Annotated in this window: 18 protein-coding genes; 6 read left to right on the top strand and 12 right to left on the bottom strand. The window is 68.5% G+C overall.

Translation table 11 applies throughout. The features are described from left to right. Window positions 1-5: 5 nt before the first annotated feature. From K7711_RS16715 to K7711_RS16705, 3 genes are all read right to left on the bottom strand, one after another. Entirely contained in the window at window positions 6-212 is a 207-nt protein-coding gene (locus K7711_RS16715) for a hypothetical protein (protein ID WP_222970304.1), read from the bottom strand. Window positions 213-456: 244 nt separating this feature from the next. Further along, a complete protein-coding gene (locus K7711_RS16710; RefSeq protein ID WP_222970303.1) occupies window positions 457-795 on the bottom strand; it encodes a hypothetical protein in 339 nt (112 codons plus the stop codon). Then, window positions 796-1,227 carry a DUF1707 SHOCT-like domain-containing protein gene (locus tag K7711_RS16705; protein WP_222970302.1) on the bottom strand — a complete coding sequence of 144 codons (432 nt, stop codon included), beginning with the start codon at window positions 1,225-1,227 and terminating at the stop codon, window positions 796-798. 168 nt (window positions 1,228-1,395) lie between these two features. Here K7711_RS16705 and K7711_RS16700 point away from each other — a divergent pair, with 168 nt between their 5' ends. Then, on the top strand, window positions 1,396-2,790 hold the full coding sequence (locus K7711_RS16700; protein ID WP_222970301.1) for a serine/threonine-protein kinase: 1,395 nt from the start codon (window positions 1,396-1,398) through the stop codon (window positions 2,788-2,790). A 101-nt stretch (window positions 2,791-2,891) separates the two neighbouring features. On the opposite strand, the gene K7711_RS16695 is transcribed toward K7711_RS16700, so the two are convergent. Both K7711_RS16695 and K7711_RS16690 read right to left on the bottom strand, forming a co-directional pair. Then, window positions 2,892-4,691, bottom strand: coding sequence for an acetyl-CoA carboxylase biotin carboxylase subunit (locus K7711_RS16695; RefSeq protein ID WP_222970300.1), 1,800 nt, complete (start codon window positions 4,689-4,691; stop codon window positions 2,892-2,894). A 97-nt stretch (window positions 4,692-4,788) separates the two neighbouring features. Continuing rightward, a complete protein-coding gene (locus tag K7711_RS16690) occupies window positions 4,789-5,709 on the bottom strand; it encodes a sulfurtransferase (RefSeq protein ID WP_222970299.1) in 921 nt (306 codons plus the stop codon). 161 nt (window positions 5,710-5,870) lie between these two features. Between K7711_RS16690 and K7711_RS16685 the strand changes: the two genes are divergently transcribed. Further along, window positions 5,871-6,680, top strand: a complete 810-nt coding sequence (locus tag K7711_RS16685) for a helix-turn-helix transcriptional regulator (protein WP_222970298.1) — start codon at window positions 5,871-5,873, stop codon at window positions 6,678-6,680. On the opposite strand, the gene K7711_RS16680 is transcribed toward K7711_RS16685, so the two are convergent. From K7711_RS16680 to K7711_RS16660, 5 genes are all read right to left on the bottom strand, one after another. Continuing rightward, a complete protein-coding gene (locus K7711_RS16680; protein ID WP_222970297.1) occupies window positions 6,585-7,253 on the bottom strand; it encodes a Maf family nucleotide pyrophosphatase in 669 nt (222 codons plus the stop codon). The two genes, K7711_RS16685 and K7711_RS16680, sit on opposite strands and share 96 nt — an antisense overlap. Before the next feature lies 1 nt (window position 7,254). Further along, complete coding sequence (locus K7711_RS16675) at window positions 7,255-7,578, bottom strand: acyl-CoA carboxylase subunit epsilon (RefSeq protein ID WP_222970296.1); 324 nt, start codon at window positions 7,576-7,578, stop codon at window positions 7,255-7,257. A 211-nt stretch (window positions 7,579-7,789) separates the two neighbouring features. Continuing rightward, on the bottom strand, window positions 7,790-9,430 hold the full coding sequence (locus K7711_RS16670; protein WP_222970295.1) for an acyl-CoA carboxylase subunit beta: 1,641 nt from the start codon (window positions 9,428-9,430) through the stop codon (window positions 7,790-7,792). Window positions 9,431-9,644: 214 nt separating this feature from the next. Next, window positions 9,645-10,970 (bottom strand): L-lysine 6-transaminase, encoded by a 1,326-nt coding sequence (gene lat, locus K7711_RS16665; protein WP_222970390.1) that lies wholly within the window; start codon window positions 10,968-10,970, stop codon window positions 9,645-9,647. A gap of 76 nt (window positions 10,971-11,046) precedes the next feature. Beyond that, window positions 11,047-11,499: an Lrp/AsnC family transcriptional regulator gene (locus tag K7711_RS16660; protein WP_222970294.1), complete on the bottom strand. Its 453-nt coding sequence runs from the start codon at window positions 11,497-11,499 to the stop codon at window positions 11,047-11,049. 82 nt (window positions 11,500-11,581) lie between these two features. Between K7711_RS16660 and amaB the strand changes: the two genes are divergently transcribed. The 4 genes from amaB (at window position 11,582) to K7711_RS48430 (ending at window position 19,183) form a co-directional block, all read left to right on the top strand. After that, entirely contained in the window at window positions 11,582-13,105 is a 1,524-nt protein-coding gene (gene amaB / locus K7711_RS16655) for an L-piperidine-6-carboxylate dehydrogenase (protein WP_222970293.1), read from the top strand. A gap of 77 nt (window positions 13,106-13,182) precedes the next feature. Continuing rightward, window positions 13,183-18,114, top strand: coding sequence for an Lhr family ATP-dependent helicase (locus K7711_RS47620; protein ID WP_235747226.1), 4,932 nt, complete (start codon window positions 13,183-13,185; stop codon window positions 18,112-18,114). Between the two features lie 63 nt (window positions 18,115-18,177). Continuing rightward, a complete protein-coding gene (locus tag K7711_RS16640) occupies window positions 18,178-18,927 on the top strand; it encodes a DNA-formamidopyrimidine glycosylase family protein (protein ID WP_222970292.1) in 750 nt (249 codons plus the stop codon). 130 nt (window positions 18,928-19,057) lie between these two features. Next, window positions 19,058-19,183: a hypothetical protein gene (locus K7711_RS48430; RefSeq protein WP_268929298.1), complete on the top strand. Its 126-nt coding sequence runs from the start codon at window positions 19,058-19,060 to the stop codon at window positions 19,181-19,183. 192 nt (window positions 19,184-19,375) lie between these two features. On the opposite strand, the gene glpD is transcribed toward K7711_RS48430, so the two are convergent. Beyond that, window positions 19,376-21,127, bottom strand: coding sequence for a glycerol-3-phosphate dehydrogenase (gene glpD / locus K7711_RS16635; protein ID WP_222970291.1), 1,752 nt, complete (start codon window positions 21,125-21,127; stop codon window positions 19,376-19,378). Between the two features lie 185 nt (window positions 21,128-21,312). After that, the gene (locus tag K7711_RS16630; protein WP_222970290.1) at window positions 21,313-21,498 is read right to left on the bottom strand and encodes a hypothetical protein; all 186 of its coding nucleotides are present in this window, start codon (window positions 21,496-21,498) and stop codon (window positions 21,313-21,315) included. Between the last annotated feature and the right edge of the window lie 31 nt (window positions 21,499-21,529).

Below are 21,529 nucleotides of genomic sequence, written 5' to 3'. Positions count from 1 at the left end.
TCGGCTCAGCCTGCCAGGCAATAGGCATTCGCGCCGGAGATCCCGGCCAGCATGTCGTCGTCTCGATGATCGCCGGAACGCTCGTCCTGCTGCACGTCCGCCTGGGCCCACGGCTCCGGGTCCACGACCGTCGGCCGCGACTCCCGGTGCAGCCAACCGCTCCGGCTCGCCGCCACGGCCCGCTCGGTGACGGTTTTACTCCACTCCCACATACCGCGCCTCCCCTTGCTCGGATTCAGGACCTCTACCGTAACGCGAACGATCCCCACAAGACAGTGATTTTCCGGGCATCCCGGACGGCACACGGAGCGACACAACCGCGTGCATCCGTAAACCCCTGTGCGGCAACGTGTGTCGTGCGCCTCCTGGATCGACAGGAGTTCCGGTCGGCTGGTCGGACGGTTACCGCGATGCCGCACCGATCATTTCGACGGAATCGCTACTGCCCGGTCGGGCTCATACGGGTTGCAGGCCCAGGGCTCCGGCGACGAAGCGACGTACCGCGGTCTCGCCGGTTTCCAGTGCGGCGGAGTAACCTTCGCGGGCCCAGCCCGAAATGGTCGCCGTACCATCGGCATTCGGCGTCACCGCGATCTCGGCGACGAGTTCGGCGGTGGTGGGCTCACAGACGGCCCACGAATAGCCGGTCTCCTCGGCCCATTCGCGGGTGCGGTGCGTCACGTGGTCCGGATCGGTGATGCCGCCGTCGGCCAGGGCCGGGCGGTCGTCGATGCGATCGTCCGCACGCAGGGCGCGCAGATACCAGGCGCCCGCATTGATCTCCACGGGTTCCATCTACCGGCCCCGCCGCCGGTCGCGACGCTCCCGGCGCTCCTCGCGCCGCCGCTGCCCCTGATCGCGGCGGCCGGACGGGCCCAGCAGGATGGCGGCCGCGGGAATCAGCAGGAACCACAGCCAGGTGTGCAAGACGAAGAACAGCACCAGCGCCACGATGACGGTCAGCCCCATCGCCGCGCCGCGTATCTCCGTACGGCCGCGGCGCTGCTGCTGCGGCGGCGGGGCGGACTGTTGCGGCTGCGCGGCCGGTTCGGGCAGGTCGGCGAATACCCCGACCAGATCGCCGCGGGTCGTCGCGGCCGCGACCACCGCGCTGCGCTCGTCGAATTCGGCGACCGACAGTCGCCCGGCGGCGAAATGGTCGGAGAGTCGCCGCATGGCGGTCTCACGTTCCGCGGTACCGATGCGGATGTCGGGTGAATCGGCCATAGCACGAGATTAAACCCCCGAGCGCCGCGACCGGGTGAGGGCGGTGGCCCTGAGTGCGGGAATCACATTGGCTCCGGCACACCCGTCGGATTAGGGTCTGATCATGGACCGGGATCGCCGTAGCTGTACGGGGCCAGCCGTCGTCGCGCCCAGCGCACGGGGATGCTGATGGCCGGGCGGCAGTTCGGCCCCTATCGGCTCGACCGGCTGATCGGGCGCGGTTCGGCCGGTGAGGTCTGGCTCGCGCACGACACCGTGACCGGTCGCGCGGTGGCGCTGAAGATCCTGTCCCCGGCCGCGGCGGAGGATCCGGACTACCGGCGCAGATTCGAGCGCGAGGCGAATATCGGTGCGCGCCTGGACAATCCGCACGTCGTGCCGATCCACACCTTCGGCGCGCACCAGGGTCGGCTGTACCTGGACATGGCGCACATCCCCGGGGTCGACGTCGCGCGCACACTGCGCCTGGGCCCGATGCGCGCACCCGAGGCGGTGGATCTCGTGGCCCAGGTCGCCCAGGCGCTCGATGCCGCCCATGTGGCCGGGCTGGTCCATCGAGATGTCAAGCCCGCCAACATCATCGTGCACGCGAGCGGATTCGCGTATCTGATCGATTTCGGCATCGCGCGCATCTCGAACCAGACCACCATCACCGCAACGGGTTTCACCATCGGCACGCTGGCCTACATGGCCCCGGAGCGGTTCGCGGGCGATGCCGAACCCCGTTCGGACATCTACTCGCTCACCTGTGTGCTCTACGAATGTCTCACCGCGCGAAGGCCGTTCGGCGATACCGATCCGGTGCAGCAGTTGCACGCGCACCTGCACGAGGATCCGCCGCGCGTCGAATCCGTGCCCGATGCACTCAACGAGGTCATCGCCCGCGGGATGGCCAAGAATCCGCAGGACCGGTACCGCACCGCCGGTGAGTTCGCGGCCGCCGCACTCGCCGCGATCGTTATGGCGCAACCGATTCCGCGAACGCCGCCGGAACTCGAACCACCGGGCCGCACCCGGGCGCTGCCGCCGCTCGAAGGGCGAGAACCGCTGCAGCCCACGCGCATCGTGACCGAATCCGGCACACCGGCGAGCCGAGGACCGCAGCCGACCCGGGTAACTCCCGCTCACGCCGTGCCCGTCGAGGCGGGACCGCGTCCGACCCGCGTACTGGCGGTGAACCCGGACGAGGCCGCCGGCGCCGAGCCGGACCTGATCCGAGCGCCCGCGACGCATCATCCGGTGTTCACACCGAGAGTCATCCGCGCCATCGTCGCACTGGTGATCCTGGCCATCGTCGTCCTCGCGGTGATCGTGGGCTGTACCGCCCTGATGAGCGGCGGCGGCCTGAACGTCGTGAACCCCGGACCGACCACCCCTCGATCCCCCGCGACCACCGCCGAGATCCCCGCACCGACCTCCGAACCGGGCGGACAGGTTCCGACGACCGTCCCGCAGATCCCCGGCTTCACCTTCACCTTCAAACTCCCCGCCCCGACCTTCACCATCGTCCCGGCCCCCAGCATCGTCATCCCGACCTGGCCGTGGCCGCCCGCAGGGCAGTAACCGCCCGCCCCACCACATTCGCGCGCCCAGCACCGCGACACAGAACGAGGGCCCGTCCACTCGACTGAGCGGACGGGCCCTCGGATGAAAACTGCTGTGGCCTACTTGATTTCAGCCAAGATGGTGCCCTGGGTGATGGCCGCGCCCGCCTCGATCGCCAGGCCGGTGACGACACCGGACTTGTGCGCGTTGACCGGGTTCTCCATCTTCATGGCCTCGAGCACCACGATCAGATCGCCCGCCTCGACGGTCTGCCCCTCGGTGACCGCGACCTTGACCACGGTGCCCTGCATCGGCGCGGTGACCGAGTCACCCGACGCGGCGGCACCGGCGCCCGCGCCACGCTTGCGCGGCTTGGGCTTCTTGCGCACCGGGCCCGCACCGTTGCCACCACCGACTGCGACACCCGCACCGACGGTGAACTGGCCCGGCAGGGACACCTCCAGGCGACGCCCGCCGACCTCCACGACAACCTTCTGCCGCGGCTCGTCCTCGTCCTCGATGGGCTGGCCACCGGTGTAGGGCTCGATCGGGTTGTCCCAATCGGTTTCGATCCACTTGGTGTAGACGTCGAACTTCTCGCCGTCGCCGATGAACGCCGGGTTCTCCACGATGTGCCGGTGGAACGGCAGGACCGTGGCCAGACCCTCGATCTCGTACTCGGCCAGCGCCCGCCGCGCCCGCTCCAGAGCCTGGGTGCGGTTCTCACCGGTCACGATCAGCTTGGCCAGCATCGAGTCGAACTGACCACCGATGACGCTGCCCTCGACCACACCGGAATCCACGCGCACGCCGGGGCCCGTGGGCTCCTTGTAGACGGTCACCGGGCCGGGAGCCGGCAGGAAGTTGCGGCCCGCGTCCTCACCGTTGATCCGGAACTCGAACGAGTGCCCGCGCGGGGTCGGGTCCTCGGTGACGGACAGCTCGTAGCCCTCGGCGATCCGGAACTGCTGACGCACCAGATCCAGGCCGGAGGTCTCCTCGGTCACCGGGTGCTCGACCTGCAGCCGGGTGTTCACCTCGAGGAAGGACACCGTCTCGCCCTGCACCAGGTACTCCACGGTGCCGGCGCCGTAGTACCCGGCCTCCTTGCAGATCCGCTTGGCGGACTCGTGGATCTTCGCGCGGACCTCGGCGGTCAGGAACGGCGCGGGGGCCTCCTCGACCAGCTTCTGGAACCGTCGCTGCAACGAGCAGTCGCGCGTGCCGGCGACCACGACGTTGCCGTGCTTGTCGGCGATCACCTGCGCCTCTACGTGCCGCGCCTTGTCCAGGTACTGCTCCACGAAGCACTCGCCACGCCCGAACGCCGCGGTCGCCTCACGCGTCGCGGACTCGAACAGCTCCGGAATCTCCTCGATGGTGTGCGCGACCTTCATGCCGCGACCGCCACCACCGAACGCGGCCTTGATCGCGACCGGAACGCCGTACTGCTTCGCGAACTCCACGACCTCGTTCGCGTTCTTGACCGGGTCCTTGGTGCCCGCGGCCATCGGCGCCTTCGCCCGCTCGGCGATGTGCCGGGCGGTGACCTTGTCACCCAGATCCCGGATCGACTGCGGCGACGGACCGATCCAGATCAGGCCCGCATCCAGCACCGCCTGCGCGAAATCAGCGTTCTCGGACAGGAATCCGTAACCGGGGTGCACCGCGTCGGCGCCGGCCTTGGCCGCCGCGTCCAGCAGCTTGTCGAACACCAGGTACGACTCGGCCGAAGTCTGCCCACCCAGGGCGAACGCCTCGTCGGCCAGCTTCACGAAGGGCGCATCCGCATCCGGCTCCGCGTACACCGCGACACTGGCGATACCGGCATCCTTCGCGGCCCGGATCACGCGCACGGCAATCTCGCCCCGGTTGGCTACAAGGACTTTGGTGATCTGCGCGTTGGCATGGTTGGGCACTGAGCCTCCTGTGCTCTGAATACTTTCGTCTCGGGCGAGTGTAGGCACTCTGCCAATAGAACCCGAACCCGGGCGGTACTACCGAACAGTAGGAGGGTCATCGGATCCCGGGCGCCACGGCCGTACCCGGCACCGATGCGACCTGCCCCGGTGCAGCCCCCTTGACAATGGGCGTGCGGACGGAATTCCCCCATTCGGTCCACGAGCCGTCGTAGTTTCGCACATCCGCGGACCCGAGCAGAAACGTGAGCACGAACCAGGTGTGCGCGGCCCGCTCGCCGATCCGGCAGTAGACGATCGTCTCCTCGTCGGCCGGGATGTCCGCATAGATTTGATCCAGCTCCGCGCGGGACCGGAACCGCCCGTCCGCGCCGACGGCCGAGTTCCACGGAATGCTCACCGCCGTGGGGATGTGGCCGGCGCGCAGCGTCTGTTCGTCCGGGCGGTCGCGAATCCGATCGAGTTCGCCGGAGTACTCCTCGGCGGTGCGGACATCGATCAGCGGGCGGCCCAGATGTCCGCGCACATCGTCCAGGAAGGCCCGCGCGCGACTGTCGTCCCGCTCCACGACCGGATAGTCGTTCAGGCCTGCCACCGGCACCTCGAAGGTGGTGTCGCGCGCCTCGGAGATCCAGGCGTCGCGCCCGCCGTCCAGCAGGCGCACATCCGCGTGGCCGAACAGGGCGAAGACCCACACCGTGGCCGCGGCCGTGCCGTTGCCCTTGTCGCCGTAGACAACCACGGTATCTTCACGCAAAATACCCTTCGCCCGCATCAGTTCGGCGAAACGCACGCCGTCCACGACGTCTCGGGTCAGCGGATCGGTAAGCTCGGCGCGCCAGTCGATCTTGATGGCACCTGGCACGTGCCCGATGTCGTAGAGCAGAACGTCGTCGTCGGACTCGACGATCTTGAGCCCTGGCGCACCGATGTTTGCCGACAGCCACTCCGTGGTTACCAGTCGGCGAGGGTGTGCGTGAGAGCCGAACGAAGGATGAGGGTCCGAGGCGACGGGCACGGTGGTTGGTCCTTCAGGCGTGATAGACGGTGGTCGAGCGGTTCCGTTCCGATGGTAAGCGCGAAGCCTTACAACAACTGGTCTCCCAGTCGCGAATCGGATGAATGAGCGAATAAGTCGCAGCCTCATCCGATAAAGTCTCCCGGGAGGAGGGGTGAGCTATGTCCGATTCTTGGCCGCGACGGCGTCTGCTCGCGATACTACGCGGCGCCAGCGAGCCTCTCGATGCCCAGCAACTGGCCAGAGTCACCGGCCAGCACGTCACGACCGTCCGATTCCACCTCGACGTGCTCACGCGCGAGTCGCTGGTACGGCAGTTCCAGCAGCCGCCGCGGGGCCGCGGCCGCCCGCGGATCGGGTACAGCGCCGTCCAGCGATCGGTCGGTTACCAGGATCTCGCCCAGGTGCTCGCCGATCAGCTCGGCAGTGATCCACGCCGTCGCACCGAAGCCGCCATGGCCGCCGGACGCGCCTGGGGTGCGAAGTTGGAGACACTCGAGCAGCCGATCGAGAGTCTCGAGGACGCCCGGAACCTGATCGTCACCGCGATGTCCGAACTCGGCTTCGCACCCGAGCGCGAGCCCGGTCCCGAACCCGACGAGCAGGCGCTGATCCGGATGACCGGCTGCCCGCTGCGAGAACTGGCCCGCACCCATTCGGAGGTGGTGTGCGGAGTGCACATGGGCCTGTTGCGTGAGGCGCTGGACCGCAACGGCGCACACGACACGGTGAACGTGCGACTGCACCCCTTCGTGGGGCCGGAACTGTGTGTGGCCCGCCTGGAGGCGGTGAAGGACTCGCTGGTGCCCGATCCCGCCGCGATGCCCGACGCACCGGCGGGTGCGACCGAGCCGCGGATCGCCACCGCGGTCCAGTCAGCGAGCCGCGTCGGCCCGCAACTGCGCCCCGTCGACCCACAGCTGCGTCACGGCGACACCCACGTCACCCAGCAGTCGACGAACCAGCGGTAGCCCGATTCCGATGACGCTGGACGGATCGCCATCGATGCGATGCACGAACCAGCCGCCGCGCCCGTCCAGGGTGAACGCCCCCGCCACCTGCAACGGCTCCCCGGTGGCGATGTAGGCGTCCAGTTCGGCGGCCGCCGGCTCGGCGAAATGCACGGTGGTGCCGGTGCAGTCCGCCGCTTCCGCGACGATCCGCGCCTGGCGCACCCGCAGTACGCAGTGCCCGGTCAGCAGATCGGCACTGCGCCCGGCCATCACGGCCCAGCGCCGCAGCGCCACCTCGGGAGTCAGTGGTTTGCCCTGCAACTCGCCGTCGACCAACAGCATCGAATCACAGCCGACGACAACGCAGTCGGCGACGACATCGGCATCTTCGGCGATCAGCGCGGCAGCCACCGCCTCGGCCTTGGCCCGCGCGAGAGCGCAGACCACGCCCTCGGGGGCGGTACCGGCGGGCAGGGCTGCCGCCACGGCGTCCTCGTCGACGTGGGAGACCCGCACCATCGGGTCCAGGCCCGCCGAGCGCAACACCTGTAGCCGGGCGGGCGAGGCCGACCCGAGTACGAATCCCGTCACGTCAGTCGCGCAGGTGCGACAGGAAGGGGAAGGCGTACGGCGAGAACGGCATCGCGCCACGGTGCATCATGGTCGGCTTGCCCCACAGGTCCACCGGCCCGGACTGTGCGGGCGCGGCGGAGGCGGCGCTCGCCGCGGCGGCGGCGAATACGCACACCAGAGCAGCCAGCTCCGCGTCGGTCGGCGAGCCCTTCAGGATCCGGATGTCCGGTCCCGCATTCGATTCGGACTCGGCCACCACCGGCTCCACCGTGCCGACGACCTCGTCGACCGACAGAGCCAATTCGGCGGCGCGAAGGACCTCTTCATCAGCCACAGCCGTCACAGCGCCAGCTCCTCCTGTATTCCTTGCCCGGCCCCGGAGAGGCCCGGCGTCCGGGGGCCGGAGTGTCTCCGGAGCCCTCGAACGGTATTCGTTGCGGCTCTCGACTAGGTGAGGGCCGTTCTCTTCCATCTTTGCTCGGATGAGCCGCTCGCGCGGCGAGTGTAGGACGTCTCACAGCAAGTGTGCGCCCCGCACTGGACATATCGTCTGATCAGAGCGGAATGTTGCCGTGCTTTTTCGGCGGCAGAGCAACCATCTTCCGCTCCAGCAGTCGCAGCGCCGAAACAATTTGACCGCGGGTGTGCGAGGGCGGAATGACCGCGTCGACGTACCCACGCTCGGCGGCCACGTACGGGTTCACCAGCGTGTCCTCGTACTCGTTCTGCAGCTCGAGGCGCAGCGCGTCCACATCGGCCCCCTCGGCGGCGGCCTGCTGCAGCTTCTTGCGGTAGACGAAACCGACCGCACCCGAGGCGCCCATGACCGCGATCTGCGCGGTCGGCCACGCCAGGTTGACGTCGGCGCCCATGTGCTTGGAGCCCATCACGTCGTACGCGCCGCCGTACGCCTTGCGGGTGATGACGGTGATCTTGCCGACCGTGGCCTCGCCGTACGCGTACAGCAGCTTGGCGCCGCGGCGGATGATGCCGTTGTACTCCTGATCGGTTCCCGGCAGGAAGCCCGGGACGTCGACCAGGGTGATGATCGGAATGTTGAACGCGTCGCAGGTGCGCACGAAACGCGCGGCCTTCTCCGAGGCGTCGATGTCCAGGCAGCCGGCGAAGAAGGTCGGCTGGTTCGCCACGAAACCGACGCTGCGGCCGTCGATCCGGGCGAACCCGATGATGACGTTCTGCGCGCGCTCGGCCTGCACCTCGAGGAATTCGTCGTCGTCGACCAGGCGACGGATCACCTCGTGCATGTCGTACGGCTGGTTCGGGGAGTCCGGCACGAGCGTGTCGAGCTCGATGTCCTCCTCGGTCAGCGAATCCTCGATCGCACCGTCGACCGGGTCGGTGGCCGCGAAACGCGGGGCCTCGGCGCGGTTGTTGCTGGGCAGGTAGCTCAGCAGATCCTTGACGTAGTCCAGCGCGTCCTGCTCGCCCGAGGCGACGTAGTGCGCGGTACCCGACTTCACCATGTGGGTGTGGGCGCCGCCCAGCTCCTCCATGGTGACCTCTTCACCGGTGACGGTCTTGATCACGTCGGGGCCGGTGATGAACATCTGGCTGGTCTGATCGACCATGACCACGAAGTCGGTCAGGGCCGGGGAGTACACGTGCCCGCCCGCGGCCGCACCCATGATCAGCGAGATCTGCGGGATGACGCCCGACGCCTGGATGTTGCGGTGGAAGATCTCGCCGTACAGGCCGAGCGAGACCACGCCCTCCTGGATGCGCGCGCCCGCGCCGTCGTTGATGCCGATCAGCGGACGGCCGGTCTTGATCGCCAGGTCCATGACCTTGACGATCTTCTCGCCGTAGACCTCGCCGAGCGAGCCGCCGAAGACGGTGACGTCCTGGGAGAAGATGCACACGTCGCGGCCGTCGATGGTGCCGTAGCCGGTCACCACGCCGTCACCTAGCGGGCGGTTGTTCTCCAGGCCGAAGTTGACGCTGCGGTGCCGGGCCAGTGCGTCCATCTCGACGAACGAGCCCTCGTCGAGCAGGGCGAGGATGCGCTCGCGGGCGGTCATCTTGCCCTTGGCGTGCACCTTGTCCACGGCGGCCTCACCCATCGGGTGCTTGGCCTCTTCCAGTCGATTACGCAGATCAGCCAGCTTGCCAGCCGTGGTGTGGATATCAGGGGCGCCCGCCGACCCCGGCGTTGGCTGCTGCTGGACACTCGTCATGTCCCGGAGTGTAGCCAGTACCGGTGCCGCACGGAATTCCAGTATGGGCTACTGATGGGTACCCTTATTGACTGTTCGCCAGTTGAAAACACCTGATGAAATGCGGTGAGAGAGATCAGAAACCGCCTCGGGAACACTGAAAAAAGTCACAATCTCCGCGCCGCGGACGCCACCGGACGGTCGGTAGGTCCGGCAACCGTTCAGCATACGTAATTCAGCTCAGCACTCGATCGATGGCGTCGACGGCACTGTCCAGTTCGTCCTCGGTGACGGTCAGGGCCGGGCGGAATCGGATGCCGCGTTCGCCGGTGCCCAGCAGCAGGACGCGCTCGACTTCGCGCAGTTGTGTGACGACGGCATCGCGCAGATCGGCCGCGGTCAGCGTGATCGCGCACAGCAGTCCGCGGCCGCGCGGATCGCTCACTCGCGGATGACGCTCGGCCAGTGCGACGAGCCGGTCGAGCAGATGGGCGCCGAGGCCGGCCGCGCGGTCGGCCAGGGCGTCGCGCTCGATCACCTCGAGGATGCGCCGCGCGCGCACCATGTCGGCGAGATTGCCGCCCCAGGTGGAGTTCAGTCGCGAACTCAGCGCGAAGACGTTGTCCGGGACCTCATCGATGCGACCGCCCGCCATGATGCCGCAGACCTGGGTCTTCTTACCGAAGGCGACGATGTCGGGGGTCAGGCCGAGTTGTTCGTACGCCCAACGGGTTCCGGTGGCCGCGACGCCGGTCTGCACCTCGTCCAGGACGAACAGCGCGTCGAATTCGCGGCACATCGCCTGCATCGCCCGTAGGAACCCGGGCCGCATGTGCCGGTCGCCACCCTCGCCCTGGATCGGTTCGGCCAGGAAACAGGCGATGTCGTGCGGATTCTCGGTGAAGGCGGCGCGCGCCTGTGCCAGGGCGTGCGCCTCGGCGGCCTCGATGTCGACGTCGTGGGCCAGATACGGGGTGTCGATGCGGGGCCACGCGAATTTCGGGAAGCGGGCGATCTTGATCGGATCGGTGTTGGTCAGCGACATCGTGTAGCCCGTGCGTCCGTGGAACGCTCCGGTCAGATGCAGCACCTGCGTACCGAGATACGGTGCGCGCCCGTGTATTTCGTTGTGCCGGCTCTTCCAGTCGAAGGCCGCCTTGAGCGCGTTCTCCACCGCGAGCGCACCGCCGTCGACGAAGAACAGGTGCGGCAGTGCGGGATCGCCGAGTACGCGGGCGAAAGTGTCCACGAAACGGGCCATCTCGACGGTGTAGATATCGGAGTTGCTGGGTTTGTTCATCGCGGCGGTGAGCAGTTCGGCCCGGAAACGTTCGTCCTCGACCAGGGCGGGGTGGTTCATCCCCAGGGCCGAGGAGGCGAAGAAGCCGAACATGTCCAGGTAGGACGTGCCGTCGCGGGCGTCGACGAGTCGACGGCCGTGCGATCGGACCGGATCCAGGACCAGGTCGAACCCGTCGGCCAGGATGTTCGCGCGCAGGATCTCATGCACCCTTTCGGGGGTGACCAGCGGCGCGTCAGCAACCACCCCGGGGCGCTCCATTTCTAGGGTCACCCCTCAAGGTTACGTAAATTTTTACGCTTTCTCTACGTAATTCCGTACAAGTTACGATCAGACATCATCTGTCATAGAATGTCTGCAGAATGATGGTGCTTCGTGTCCGAACGTTGGCCGTCGCGCGGATCTCCTGCAACAACTGCTCCAGATGCCGGGGCGAGGCCACCCGCACCAGCAGGACGTAGCTCTCCTCGCCCGCCACCGAATGGCACGCCTCGATACCCGGGACGTGCCGCAGCAGGGCCGGGGCGTCATCGGGCTGGGACGGGTCGAGAGGAGTGATCGCGACGAATGCCGACAGCAGTTGCCCCAATGCCTCCGGATCGATCTTGGCGGTGTATCCCTGGATCACACCCCGCGCCTCGAGCCGGCGCACCCTCGACTGCACCGCGGACACCGAGAGGTTCGCCTTCTCCGCAAGGTTGGACAGCGTGGCGCGGCCGTCCTCGGTCAGCTCGCGGATCAATAGTCGATCGATCTCGTCCAGAACAGATTTCGCTGGTGCATCCGCCATCAGCGAAGGCTAACGCAGTGATTCGGACTCGTGGTCGGAACCGCGGCCGCCGCCGGAACACCCGCACCCTACGGAGGTACCCATGACACGTGCCGCAACCGTCGTCGGCGACCCGGCCACGCGCGCCGAAGGACTCCTGCTGAGCATGGGCGTCACCCCGCCCGCGCCCGGTTCACTGGTGGCGCGCACCCCGATCACCGGCGGGACGCTCACCACTCTCGCGCCGAGTGACGATGCGGCGGTCGATGCCGCGATTACGAAGGCCGCCAACGCATTTCACACCTGGCGCACCGTACCCGCACCACAGCGGGCCGCGGTGGTGCGACGACTCGGCGAGTTGTTGCACGAGCATCTGCACGAGCTGGGTGAACTGGTCACCCTGGAGGCGGGCAAGATCGGCGCGGAGGCGCGCGGCGAGGTGCAGGAGATGATCGACGTCTGCGAATTCGCGCTCGGACTCTCGCGTCAGCTGTACGGGCGCACCATGTCATCGGAACGTCCCGGCCACCGGCTCATGGAGACCTGGCATCCACTCGGCGTGGTCGGTGTGCTGTCCGCGTTCAACTTTCCGGTGGCGGTCTGGTCGTGGAACACCGCGATCGCGCTGGTCTGCGGTGACACCGTGGTCTGGAAGCCTTCGGAGACAACCCCGTTGACGGCACTGGCCTGTCACGCGCTGGTACGGCGCGCGGCCGTCGACGTGGGCGCGGATCCGGAGATCCATCAGCTGATCCAGGGGGCCGCCGATGTCGGGGAACGCCTGGTGGACGACGAGCGGGTCGCACTGGTCAGCGCGACCGGATCGGTGCGGATGGGCCGCACGGTGGGGCCGCGGGTGGCGGCCCGGTTCGGGCGCTGCCTGCTGGAGCTGGGCGGTAACAACGCGGCGATCGTCACCCCCTCGGCGGATCTCGAATTGACGACGCGCGGTGTGGTTTTCGCCGCAGCGGGCACTGCGGGACAACGGTGCACCACATTGCGGCGAGTGATCGCGCACGCGGACGTCGCCGAGGCGCTGACCGACCGGCTGTGCGGCGCGTATCACCAACTGCGCGTGGGTGATCCGCTCGAGGACGGGGTGCTGGTCGGCCCGCTGATCAACGGCCGGGCCTATACCTCGATGCAGGACGCACTGGCTCGCGCACTCGCCGACGGCGGTGAATTGCTGTGCGGCGGTGAGCGTGTCATGGTCGGCGGCGAGGAGTCCTACTATGTGCGCCCCGCCGTCGTGCGCATGCCCGCACAGACCGAGGTGGTGCGCGAGGAGACCTTCGCCCCCATCCTGTACGTACTCACCTACGACGATTTCGACGACGCGATCGCCCTGCACAACCAGGTTCCGCAGGGCCTGTCCTCCGCGGTGTTCACCCGCGACCAGCGCGAAGCGGAACGATTCCTCGCCGCCGACGGCTCCGACTGCGGCATCGCCAACGTCAACATCGGCACCTCCGGCGCGGAGATCGGCGGCGCGTTCGGCGGCGAGAAACAGACCGGCGGCGGCCGCGAATCGGGCTCGGACTCCTGGAAGGCGTACATGCGCCGGGCCACGAACACGATCAACTACTCCACCGAACTACCCCTGGCGCAGGGCATCGAGTTCGGGTGAACCCGGGTGTAACCATTCGCACCCGTTCCGCATGCGATCGGTGAATCGTGTCGGTGGCGGGGTGCAGACTGATGCGCATGGACCAGTTCTCCCGACCCACGCAGGAGTGGTTCGACGGTGCGTTTCCCGCGCCGACGGCCGCTCAGCTGGGTGCGTGGCAGGCGATTGCCGCCGGGGAGCACACGCTGGTCATCGCGCCGACCGGGTCCGGGAAGACGCTGTCGGCATTCCTGTGGGCGATCGATCAGCTCGCGGGGCGGTCGGCGGAGGCGGAGAAGACGCGCGGCACCAGCGTGCTCTACATCTCACCGCTCAAGGCGTTGGCGGTGGACGTGGAGCGCAATCTGCGGTCACCGCTGGTCGGGGTCACGCAGACCGCCAAGCGGCTGGGGTTGCCCGCGCCGGAGATCAGCGTCGGGGTTCGCTCGGGCGACACCACCGCGGCCGCGCGGCGATCGTTGCAGCGCACCCCGCCGGACATTCTGATCACCACGCCCGAATCGCTGTTCCTGATGCTCACCTCGGCCGCGCGCGAGACGTTGCGTGCGGTGCACACCGTCATCGTGGACGAGGTGCACGCCATCGCGGGCTCCAAACGCGGTGCACACCTGGCACTTTCACTGGCCCGGCTGGACGGGCTGACCGAGCGGCCCGCGCAGCGGATCGGGCTGTCCGCCACCGTCCGGCCGCCGGAGGAGATCGGGCGTTTCCTGGTCGGGCGCGCACCGATCACCATCGTCGCCCCGCCCGCACCGAAGACCTTCGACCTGTCGGTGCGGGTACCGGTGGCGGATATGACCGAGCCGGATCCGTCCGGCGATTCGGAGCAAGCCGGTTCGATCTGGCCGCACGTCGATTCGGCCATCGTGGATCTCGTTCTGGCACATCGGTCCTCGATCGTGTTCGCGAATTCGCGACGGCTGGCCGAACGACTCACCGCCCGGTTGAACGAGACATATGCCGAACGAATCGGTGCCGATAGCGAGAACCTCGGGGCCGCACCCGAAACACCGGAGCCCGCCACGCGCACTCCCGCCCTGGTGGGCGCGACCTCGGATGTCAATCACGGCAGCGCGTCGCTGCTGGCCCGCGCGCATCACGGGTCGGTGAGCAAGGAGCAGCGCGCCATCATCGAGGACGACCTCAAGACCGGTCGGCTGCGCTGCGTGGTCGCGACGAGCAGTCTCGAACTCGGCATCGATATGGGCGCGGTCGATCTGGTCGTGCAGGTGGAGGCGCCGCCCTCGGTGGCCAGCGGCCTGCAGCGGGTCGGGCGCGCCGGACATCAGGTCGGCGAGATCTCCCGCGGCGTCATCTTCCCCAAACATCGCACCGACGTGATCCACTGCGCGGTCGCCTCGATGCGGATGACGGCCGGGCAGATCGAACACCTGCGGATTCCCGCGCATCCGCTCGACATTCTGGCCCAGCAGACCGTCGCGGCCTGCGCCCTGGACCCGATCGACGCCGACACCTGGTTCGACATCGTCCGCAGCACGGGAAGCTATGCGACACTGCCACGTTCGGCCTACGAATCGGTGCTGGATCTGCTGTCCGGGCGCTACCCGTCCGATGAGTTCGCCGAGCTGCGCCCGCGGGTGGTGTGGGACCGCGATGCGGGCACGCTGACCGGACGTCCGGGAGCACAGCGGCTGGCGGTCACCTCCGGCGGCGCGATTCCGGACCGCGGCCTGTTCCCGGTGTTCATGGTGGGCGAGAAGGCATCTCGGGTCGGCGAGCTCGACGAGGAGATGGTCTACGAGTCCCGGGTCGGCGACGTCTTCGCCCTCGGCGCGACCAGCTGGCGCATCGAGGAGATCACCCACGACCGCGTCCTGGTCACCCCCGCCTTCGGCCTGCCCGGCCGACTCCCGTTCTGGCACGGCGACTCCCTGGGTCGTCCGGCCGAACTGGGCACTGCCCTGGGGGAATTCGTGCGCACGGCCGGTCAGGCGATCGAACGCGCGCCCGCGGCCAGGATCGACGCACTACTCGGCGCGGCGGCATCACCCGGCCCGATCTATTCCCCGTCCCCGGAGTCGACCACCCAGGCACCTGGGTCTGCCGCACGGTCCGGTTCCGCCACAGACCCGCGTTCCTCGGAGCTGTCGCCATCCGATGGCGCTGCCGCTGAGCACCGGTCCGGAAACACAGGTTCCGTCGAATCCATATCGTCCGGCCGATCATCGCGGCGCGCGACAGCACCGGACAACAGCGGATCGGCGGGTTCGCATCCCGGGCACGCCAAGGCGGCAGGCGGCGAGGCAAGCCGCTCGTCCCGGCGCAGGAGCAGCGGCGTCACCGATCTCGACGACCTCGGAACCATCGTGCACGCCGCCGGGCTCGACGATTTCGCGACTGCCAATCTGGTTGCGCTGCTGCGGGATCAGCGATCCGCGACGGGGCATCTGCCGACCGACCGGACGTTGCTGGTGGAGCGATTCCGCGACGAACTCGGCGACTGGCGGGTGGTGTTGCATTCGCCATACGGGTTGCCGGTGCACGCGCCGTGGGCGCTGGCGGTGGGGGCGCGGTTGCGTGAACGTTTCGGGGTGGACGCCGCACCGCAGGCCTCGGACGACGGGATCGTGGTGCGCCTGCCCGACACCACCGACGACCCGCCGGGTGCGGATCTGTTCGTCTTCGAACCGGACGAGATCGATGACGTGGTGACCGAACAGGTCGGCGGCTCGGCACTGTTCGCGTCGCGGTTCCGGGAGTGCGCGGCGCGGGCGCTGCTGCTGCCGCGCCGCGATCCGGGCCGCCGCGCTCCGCTGTGGCAGCAACGTCAGCGCGCGGCGCAACTGCTGGATGTGGCGCGCAAGTTCCCGGATTTCCCGATGCTGCTGGAGACCGCGCGCGAATGTCTGCAGGACGTCTACGATCTGACCTCGCTGCGCGAGTTGCAGACCGGGATCGCCCACCGCAAGCTGCGACTGATCGAGGTCGAGACCGCCACCCCCTCGCCGTTCGCGAATGCTCTGCTGTTCGACTACATCGCCCAGTTCATGTACGAGGGCGACAGCCCGCTGGCCGAACGGCGTGCCGCGGCCCTGTCACTGGACTCCGGACTACTGGCCGAACTGCTCGGGCGGGTGGAACTGCGCGAGTTGCTCGACGCCGCGATACTCGAACTCACCGAAAGCGAACTACAGCGCCTGGTCCCCGAGCGGCACGCCCGCGATGCCGAGGCACTGGCGGATCTGCTGCGTCTGCTGGGCCCGCTCACCCCGGCCGAGGCGGCGCAGCGGTGCACCGCCGATCCCGAGCCGTGGTTCGCCGAACTCGCCGAAGCCCGTCGCGCCCTGACGGTTTCCTTTGCCGGGCAGCAGTGGTGGGTGGCGATCGAGGACGCCGCGCGGCTGCGCGACGCGCTGGGTGTGCCACTGCCGATCGGGGTTCCGGCGGCCTTCATCGAACCGGTCGCCGATCCGCTGGGCGATCTGGTCGGCCGGTACGCGCGCACGCACGGCCCGTTCGGGCTCGAGGCGCTGGCTCGCCGCTTCGGCATCGGCCCGGCCGTGGCCGCCACCGCCCTGCATCGGCTCGCCGCCGAAAAGCGGGTCGTGGAGGGTGAATTCACGCCCGGCTCGGCCGGTACGGAATGGTGCGACACCCAGGTGCTGCGCCGGTTGCGGCGGCGTTCGCTGGCCGCGGCGCGCAAGGAGATCGAACCCGTCGCGACCACCGCGTTCGCCCGGTTCCTGCCCGCCTGGCAGCAGGTGGGCACCGGTCAGCTGCGCGGCGTCGACGGCGTGGCCGCGGTCGTGGAACAGCTTGCGGGCGTACCGATTCCGGCCTCGGCCTGGGAGTCCCTGATCTTCCCCGCCCGGGTTCGCGACTATTCACCCGCCATGTTGGACGAGCTGATGTCCACCGGCGAGGTCATCTGGTCCGGCCGCGGTTCCCTCACCGCCAAGGACGGCTGGATCGCCCTGCACACCGCCGACCAGGCCGCCCTCACCCTCCCCCCGCCCGACGACATCGACTTCACCGAAACCCAGATCCAACTACTGATGGCCCTGGGCGCCACCGTCATCCCGGAAACGCCGGCACAGGTGCTGCCCTCGGTCGGCGGGGCGTACTTCTTCCGGCAGCTCTCCGACGCCACCGGACTGCTCGACGATGCGGCGGTTGCGGCAGCGCTGTGGGAACTGGTGTGGGCCGGGCATGTCGCCGGTGACACGTTCGCGCCGGTGCGGGCGCTGCTGTCGGGGACCGCGCGCACCACCACCACGCATCGGGCGCCCCGGCGCACGCCGCGGGGTCGGGCGTATCTGCCGCGGGCGAATATGCCGTCCCGCACGGGACCACCGACCGTTGCCGGACGCTGGTCGTTGCTGCCGGAACGGTTGGCGGACAATACGATTCGCGCACATGCCACGGCAGACCTGCTACTCGAACGATACGGGGTGCTGACCCGGGGATCGGTTCAGGGCGAACAGGTTCCGGGCGGGTTCGCGCTGATGTATCGCGTACTCACCGAATTCGAGGACCGCGGCCGGTGCCGACGCGGCTATTTCATCGATTCACTCGGCGGCGCGCAGTTCTCCACGACCGACGTGGTAGACCGGCTGCGCTCCTTCGACACCGAACGATCCACCGAAACCCGAACCGCGCACCATACTTCGGACACCGCCCTGGCCCTGGCCGCCTGCGACCCCGCCAACCCCTACGGTGCGGCGCTGCCCTGGCCGAAGGGCTCGACCGAGGGCGCGGGACATCGTCCCGGACGCAAGGCCGGCGCCCTGGTCGTCCTCGTCGACGGCGAACTCACCCTCTACCTCGAACGCGGCGGCAAAACCCTGCTGACCTTCACCGAGGACCCCCAGCAACGCACCCGCGCCGCCGCCGCACTGGCCGCCCTGGTCCGCGACCGCCACGTCGACTCACTGGTCGTGGAACGCGTGGATGGCGAATCCGTGCACGGCAATACCTTCGCCACCTTCCTCACCGAGGCCGGTTTCGCGGCGACGCCCCGCGGCTTCCGGCTACGGAGCAGACCGTGAGCCCGCCCGGACCGACGCACCCGGTCCCGCTGCGCGCGGCTCGACCACCTGCCGGAGGCCATCGTGCCCGAGGGTGACACCGTTTTCCGCACCGCTGCGCGACTGCGTACGGCGTTGGCCGGAAAGATGCTGGTGCGCACCGATTTCCGGGTGCCACGCTATGCGACGCTGGATCTGTCCGGGCAGACCGTCGAGGAGGTCGGCAGTTACGGCAAACATCTGTTCGTGCGGACACCGACGGTCAGCATTCACACGCACCTGAAGATGGAGGGTGAGTGGCGGGTGTTCACACCGGGTCAGCGCTGGACCAAACCGGCGTTCACCGCGCGGCTGATCCTCGCCACCGCCGAGGCCGAAGCCGTGGGCTTCGCGCTGGGCACCGTGGAGGCGCTGCGGCGGGAGCAGGAACACACCGTCCTGGACCGGCTGGGCCCGGATCTGCTGGGCCCGAATTGGGATGCGGCCGAGGCGGTCCGCCGCCTCGCCGCCGAACCGGATCGCCCGATCGGCCTGGCCCTGCTCGACCAGCGCAATCTCGCCGGGATCGGCAATATCTTCCGCAGTGAGATCTGTTTCATCGAACGCGTCGACCCACGACGCCCGGTTGGCTCGGTGCCCGACCTGCCCGCCCTGGTCGATCGGGCGCATCGAGTCCTGCACTCCGCCGCACACGATCCGCCCTGGCGTCCGTACGTCTACCGCCGTCATCGCCGACCGTGCCGCCGCTGCGGCACCGACCTGACGCTGACACTCATCGGCGACGGCCCGGACAGCGAACGCGGGATCTACTTCTGCACCGGCTGCCAGGAGTGAGCCGAAGACTCGGATATTCCCCCCGCGACGCGCCCGTACACCACATAGTGGCGTTTGCCACTCAATAGCTAATATCTCGTACGATCCAGACGACACATCAGTCGATGGGAAAATACGAGACAGGTCGCGTATGACCGCAGCAACCGCCCGGCGCATCGCGCGCGTCACCCTGCAAGTGGTGTACGCGCTGGTCGCGGTGGCTGTGATGCTGCTTCTGGGCTACCTGTTACTACACTCCCCGTACCACATCCGATAGCGCTCGGCGCGAACACTACTCAGCGCACAGCTCGACTCAGCAGACTGCCGCGAAGCTCGTCGACAGCGAACCACAGCGCCCACATCGAGCGCTCGGATCCGTCTCCCCACCGATTCCGCGCAGGCAAGTCCGCCGCCCCGGCACATCGATACCGGCCGATCACGCGGCCCTACACCGCACCAGGCGGGCAATTCAGCCGTCAGTCGGGACCGGCTCGAGGATCTCCGGGCGCGGTTCGGGCGCGGCGGCCCGCAACGCATCGGCCGCGATGTCGTCGGGCTGGGTCTGCGAGCGGATCTCGGCGTCCACCCGGGCGTTGTAGGTCTCGACCTCCTGCGCGATGCGCTCCGGGTTCCAGCCCAGGACCGGCGCGACCAACTCGGCCACCTCCTGCGCGCACGCCACACCGCGATGGGAGTACTCGATGGAGATCCGGGTGCGGCGGGCCAGGACGTCGTCCAGGTGCAGCGCGCCCTCCGCGGTGGCCGCGTAGATCGCCTCCACCCGCAGATAGGTCGGAGATTCGGTGATCGGTTGCAGCAGTTCGGGATCGCCGGCGGCGAGATCGAGAACGTCGGTGACCTGCGAGCCGTAGCGATTCAGCAGATGCTCGATTCGATACGGATGCACATCGTAGGTCTGCGCCAGCTGCGGGGCCTGGTTGAGCAGGGCGAAATAGCCGTCCGCACCCAGCAGCGGCACCTTCTCGGTGATCGACGGCGAGACCCGCTGCGGAATGTCCTGCGCCGCAGCCTCCACCGCGTCGTACGCCATCACCCGGTAGGTGGTGTACTTCCCGCCCGCGATGGCCACCAGCCCCGGACAGATCCGCGCGACGGCGTGTTCGCGCGAGAGCTTGGAGGTCTCGTCGCTCTCCCCAGCCAGCAGCGGCCGCAGCCCGGCGTAGACGCCCTGGATGTCCTCGTGGGTGAGCGGGGTGACCAGGACCTCGTTCACCCGCTCGAGCAGATAGGCGATATCGGCCCTGGTCGCCGCCGGATGGGCGAGATCGAGATTCCAGTCGGTGTCGGTGGTGCCGATGATCCAGTGGCTCGCACCCCACGGGATGACGAACAGCACCGAGGTCGGAGTCCGCAGAATCAGTGCGGTGTCACTGGTGATCCGATCGCGCGGCACCACGATGTGCACCCCCTTCGAGGCGCGCACATGGAAGCGGCCGCGCTGGCGCGAGAGCGCCTGGATCTCGTCGGTCCACACACCCGTCGCATTGATCACCACATGCCCGCGCACCTGGGTGGTGCGGCCGTCCTCGCTGTCGCGCACCTTCACCCCGACCACCCGATCGGCCTCGCGCAGAAATCCCACCACCTGCGTGGAGGTGCGGATGACCGCGCCGTAGTGCGCGGCGGTGCGAGCCACGGTCATGGTGTGCCGGGCGTCGTCGACGACCGTGTCGTAGTAGGTGACCCCGCCGATCAGCGCGTCCCGCCGAATTCCCGGCGCCAGGCGCAGTGCCGCCGAACGGGTCAGATGATGTTGTCCCGGAACGGATTTCGCGCCACCCATGGAGTCGTACAGCACCAGCCCGGAAGCGACGTACGGCCGTTCCCAGACACGATGGGTCAGCGGATACAGGAATCGCAGCGGCTTGACCAGGTGCGGCGCAAGGGTTTTCAGGCTCAGCTCGCGTTCGTGCAACGCCTCGCGCACCAGACCGAAGTCCAGCTGTTCGAGATACCGCAGCCCGCCGTGGAACATCTTGGACGAGCGACTGGAGGTCCCCGAAGCCAGATCACGCGCCTCGACCAGCGCGACCTCGAGCCCCCGGGTAGCCGCGTCCAGCGCGATACCCGCGCCGACCACACCGCCGCCGATGACGACGACGTCGAAATGGTCGCGCCCCAACCGCTCCCACGCGGCATCGCGCTGAGCGGGCCCCAGGTCACCGGGGGGCAGGGACTGCGATTGCGATGTCTTGGTCATCCTCGACTCCTCCAGCCGATGCCGAACCGCTCGTAACCCCGCCCGTAACCGGCAGGTAGCTGAAGGCCACAGTAGTGCACCGCCCCGACCACGGGGCATTACGACCCGGAGCGCGGACGGTCGTTCTCGTATCCCGGATCGAGATACGACTGTGCCCGGCAGATCGGATCTGCCGGGCACAGGGTTCAGCAGCCGATCACACCCGGCTGGCACGGCCCGTGCACGGGCGGCGTGCCCGGCGGCGGCGGAAGAACTCCGGGCTGGGTCAGCGGAGTCGTGGGCGGCGGCGGATCATCGGCCCAGGCAGTGCCCGCCCCCATCGATGCCAGCCCCACCACGAGCACCGCGCCCGCCATCATTTTCCTGATCATTCGACATCCTCCCGAACTTCGGTCGACGACT

This window comes from Nocardia coffeae, assembly GCF_019890715.1.
GTDB lineage: Bacteria > Actinomycetota > Actinomycetes > Mycobacteriales > Mycobacteriaceae > Nocardia > Nocardia jiangxiensis.
This window is presented reverse-complemented; position numbering and strand designations above follow the sequence as displayed.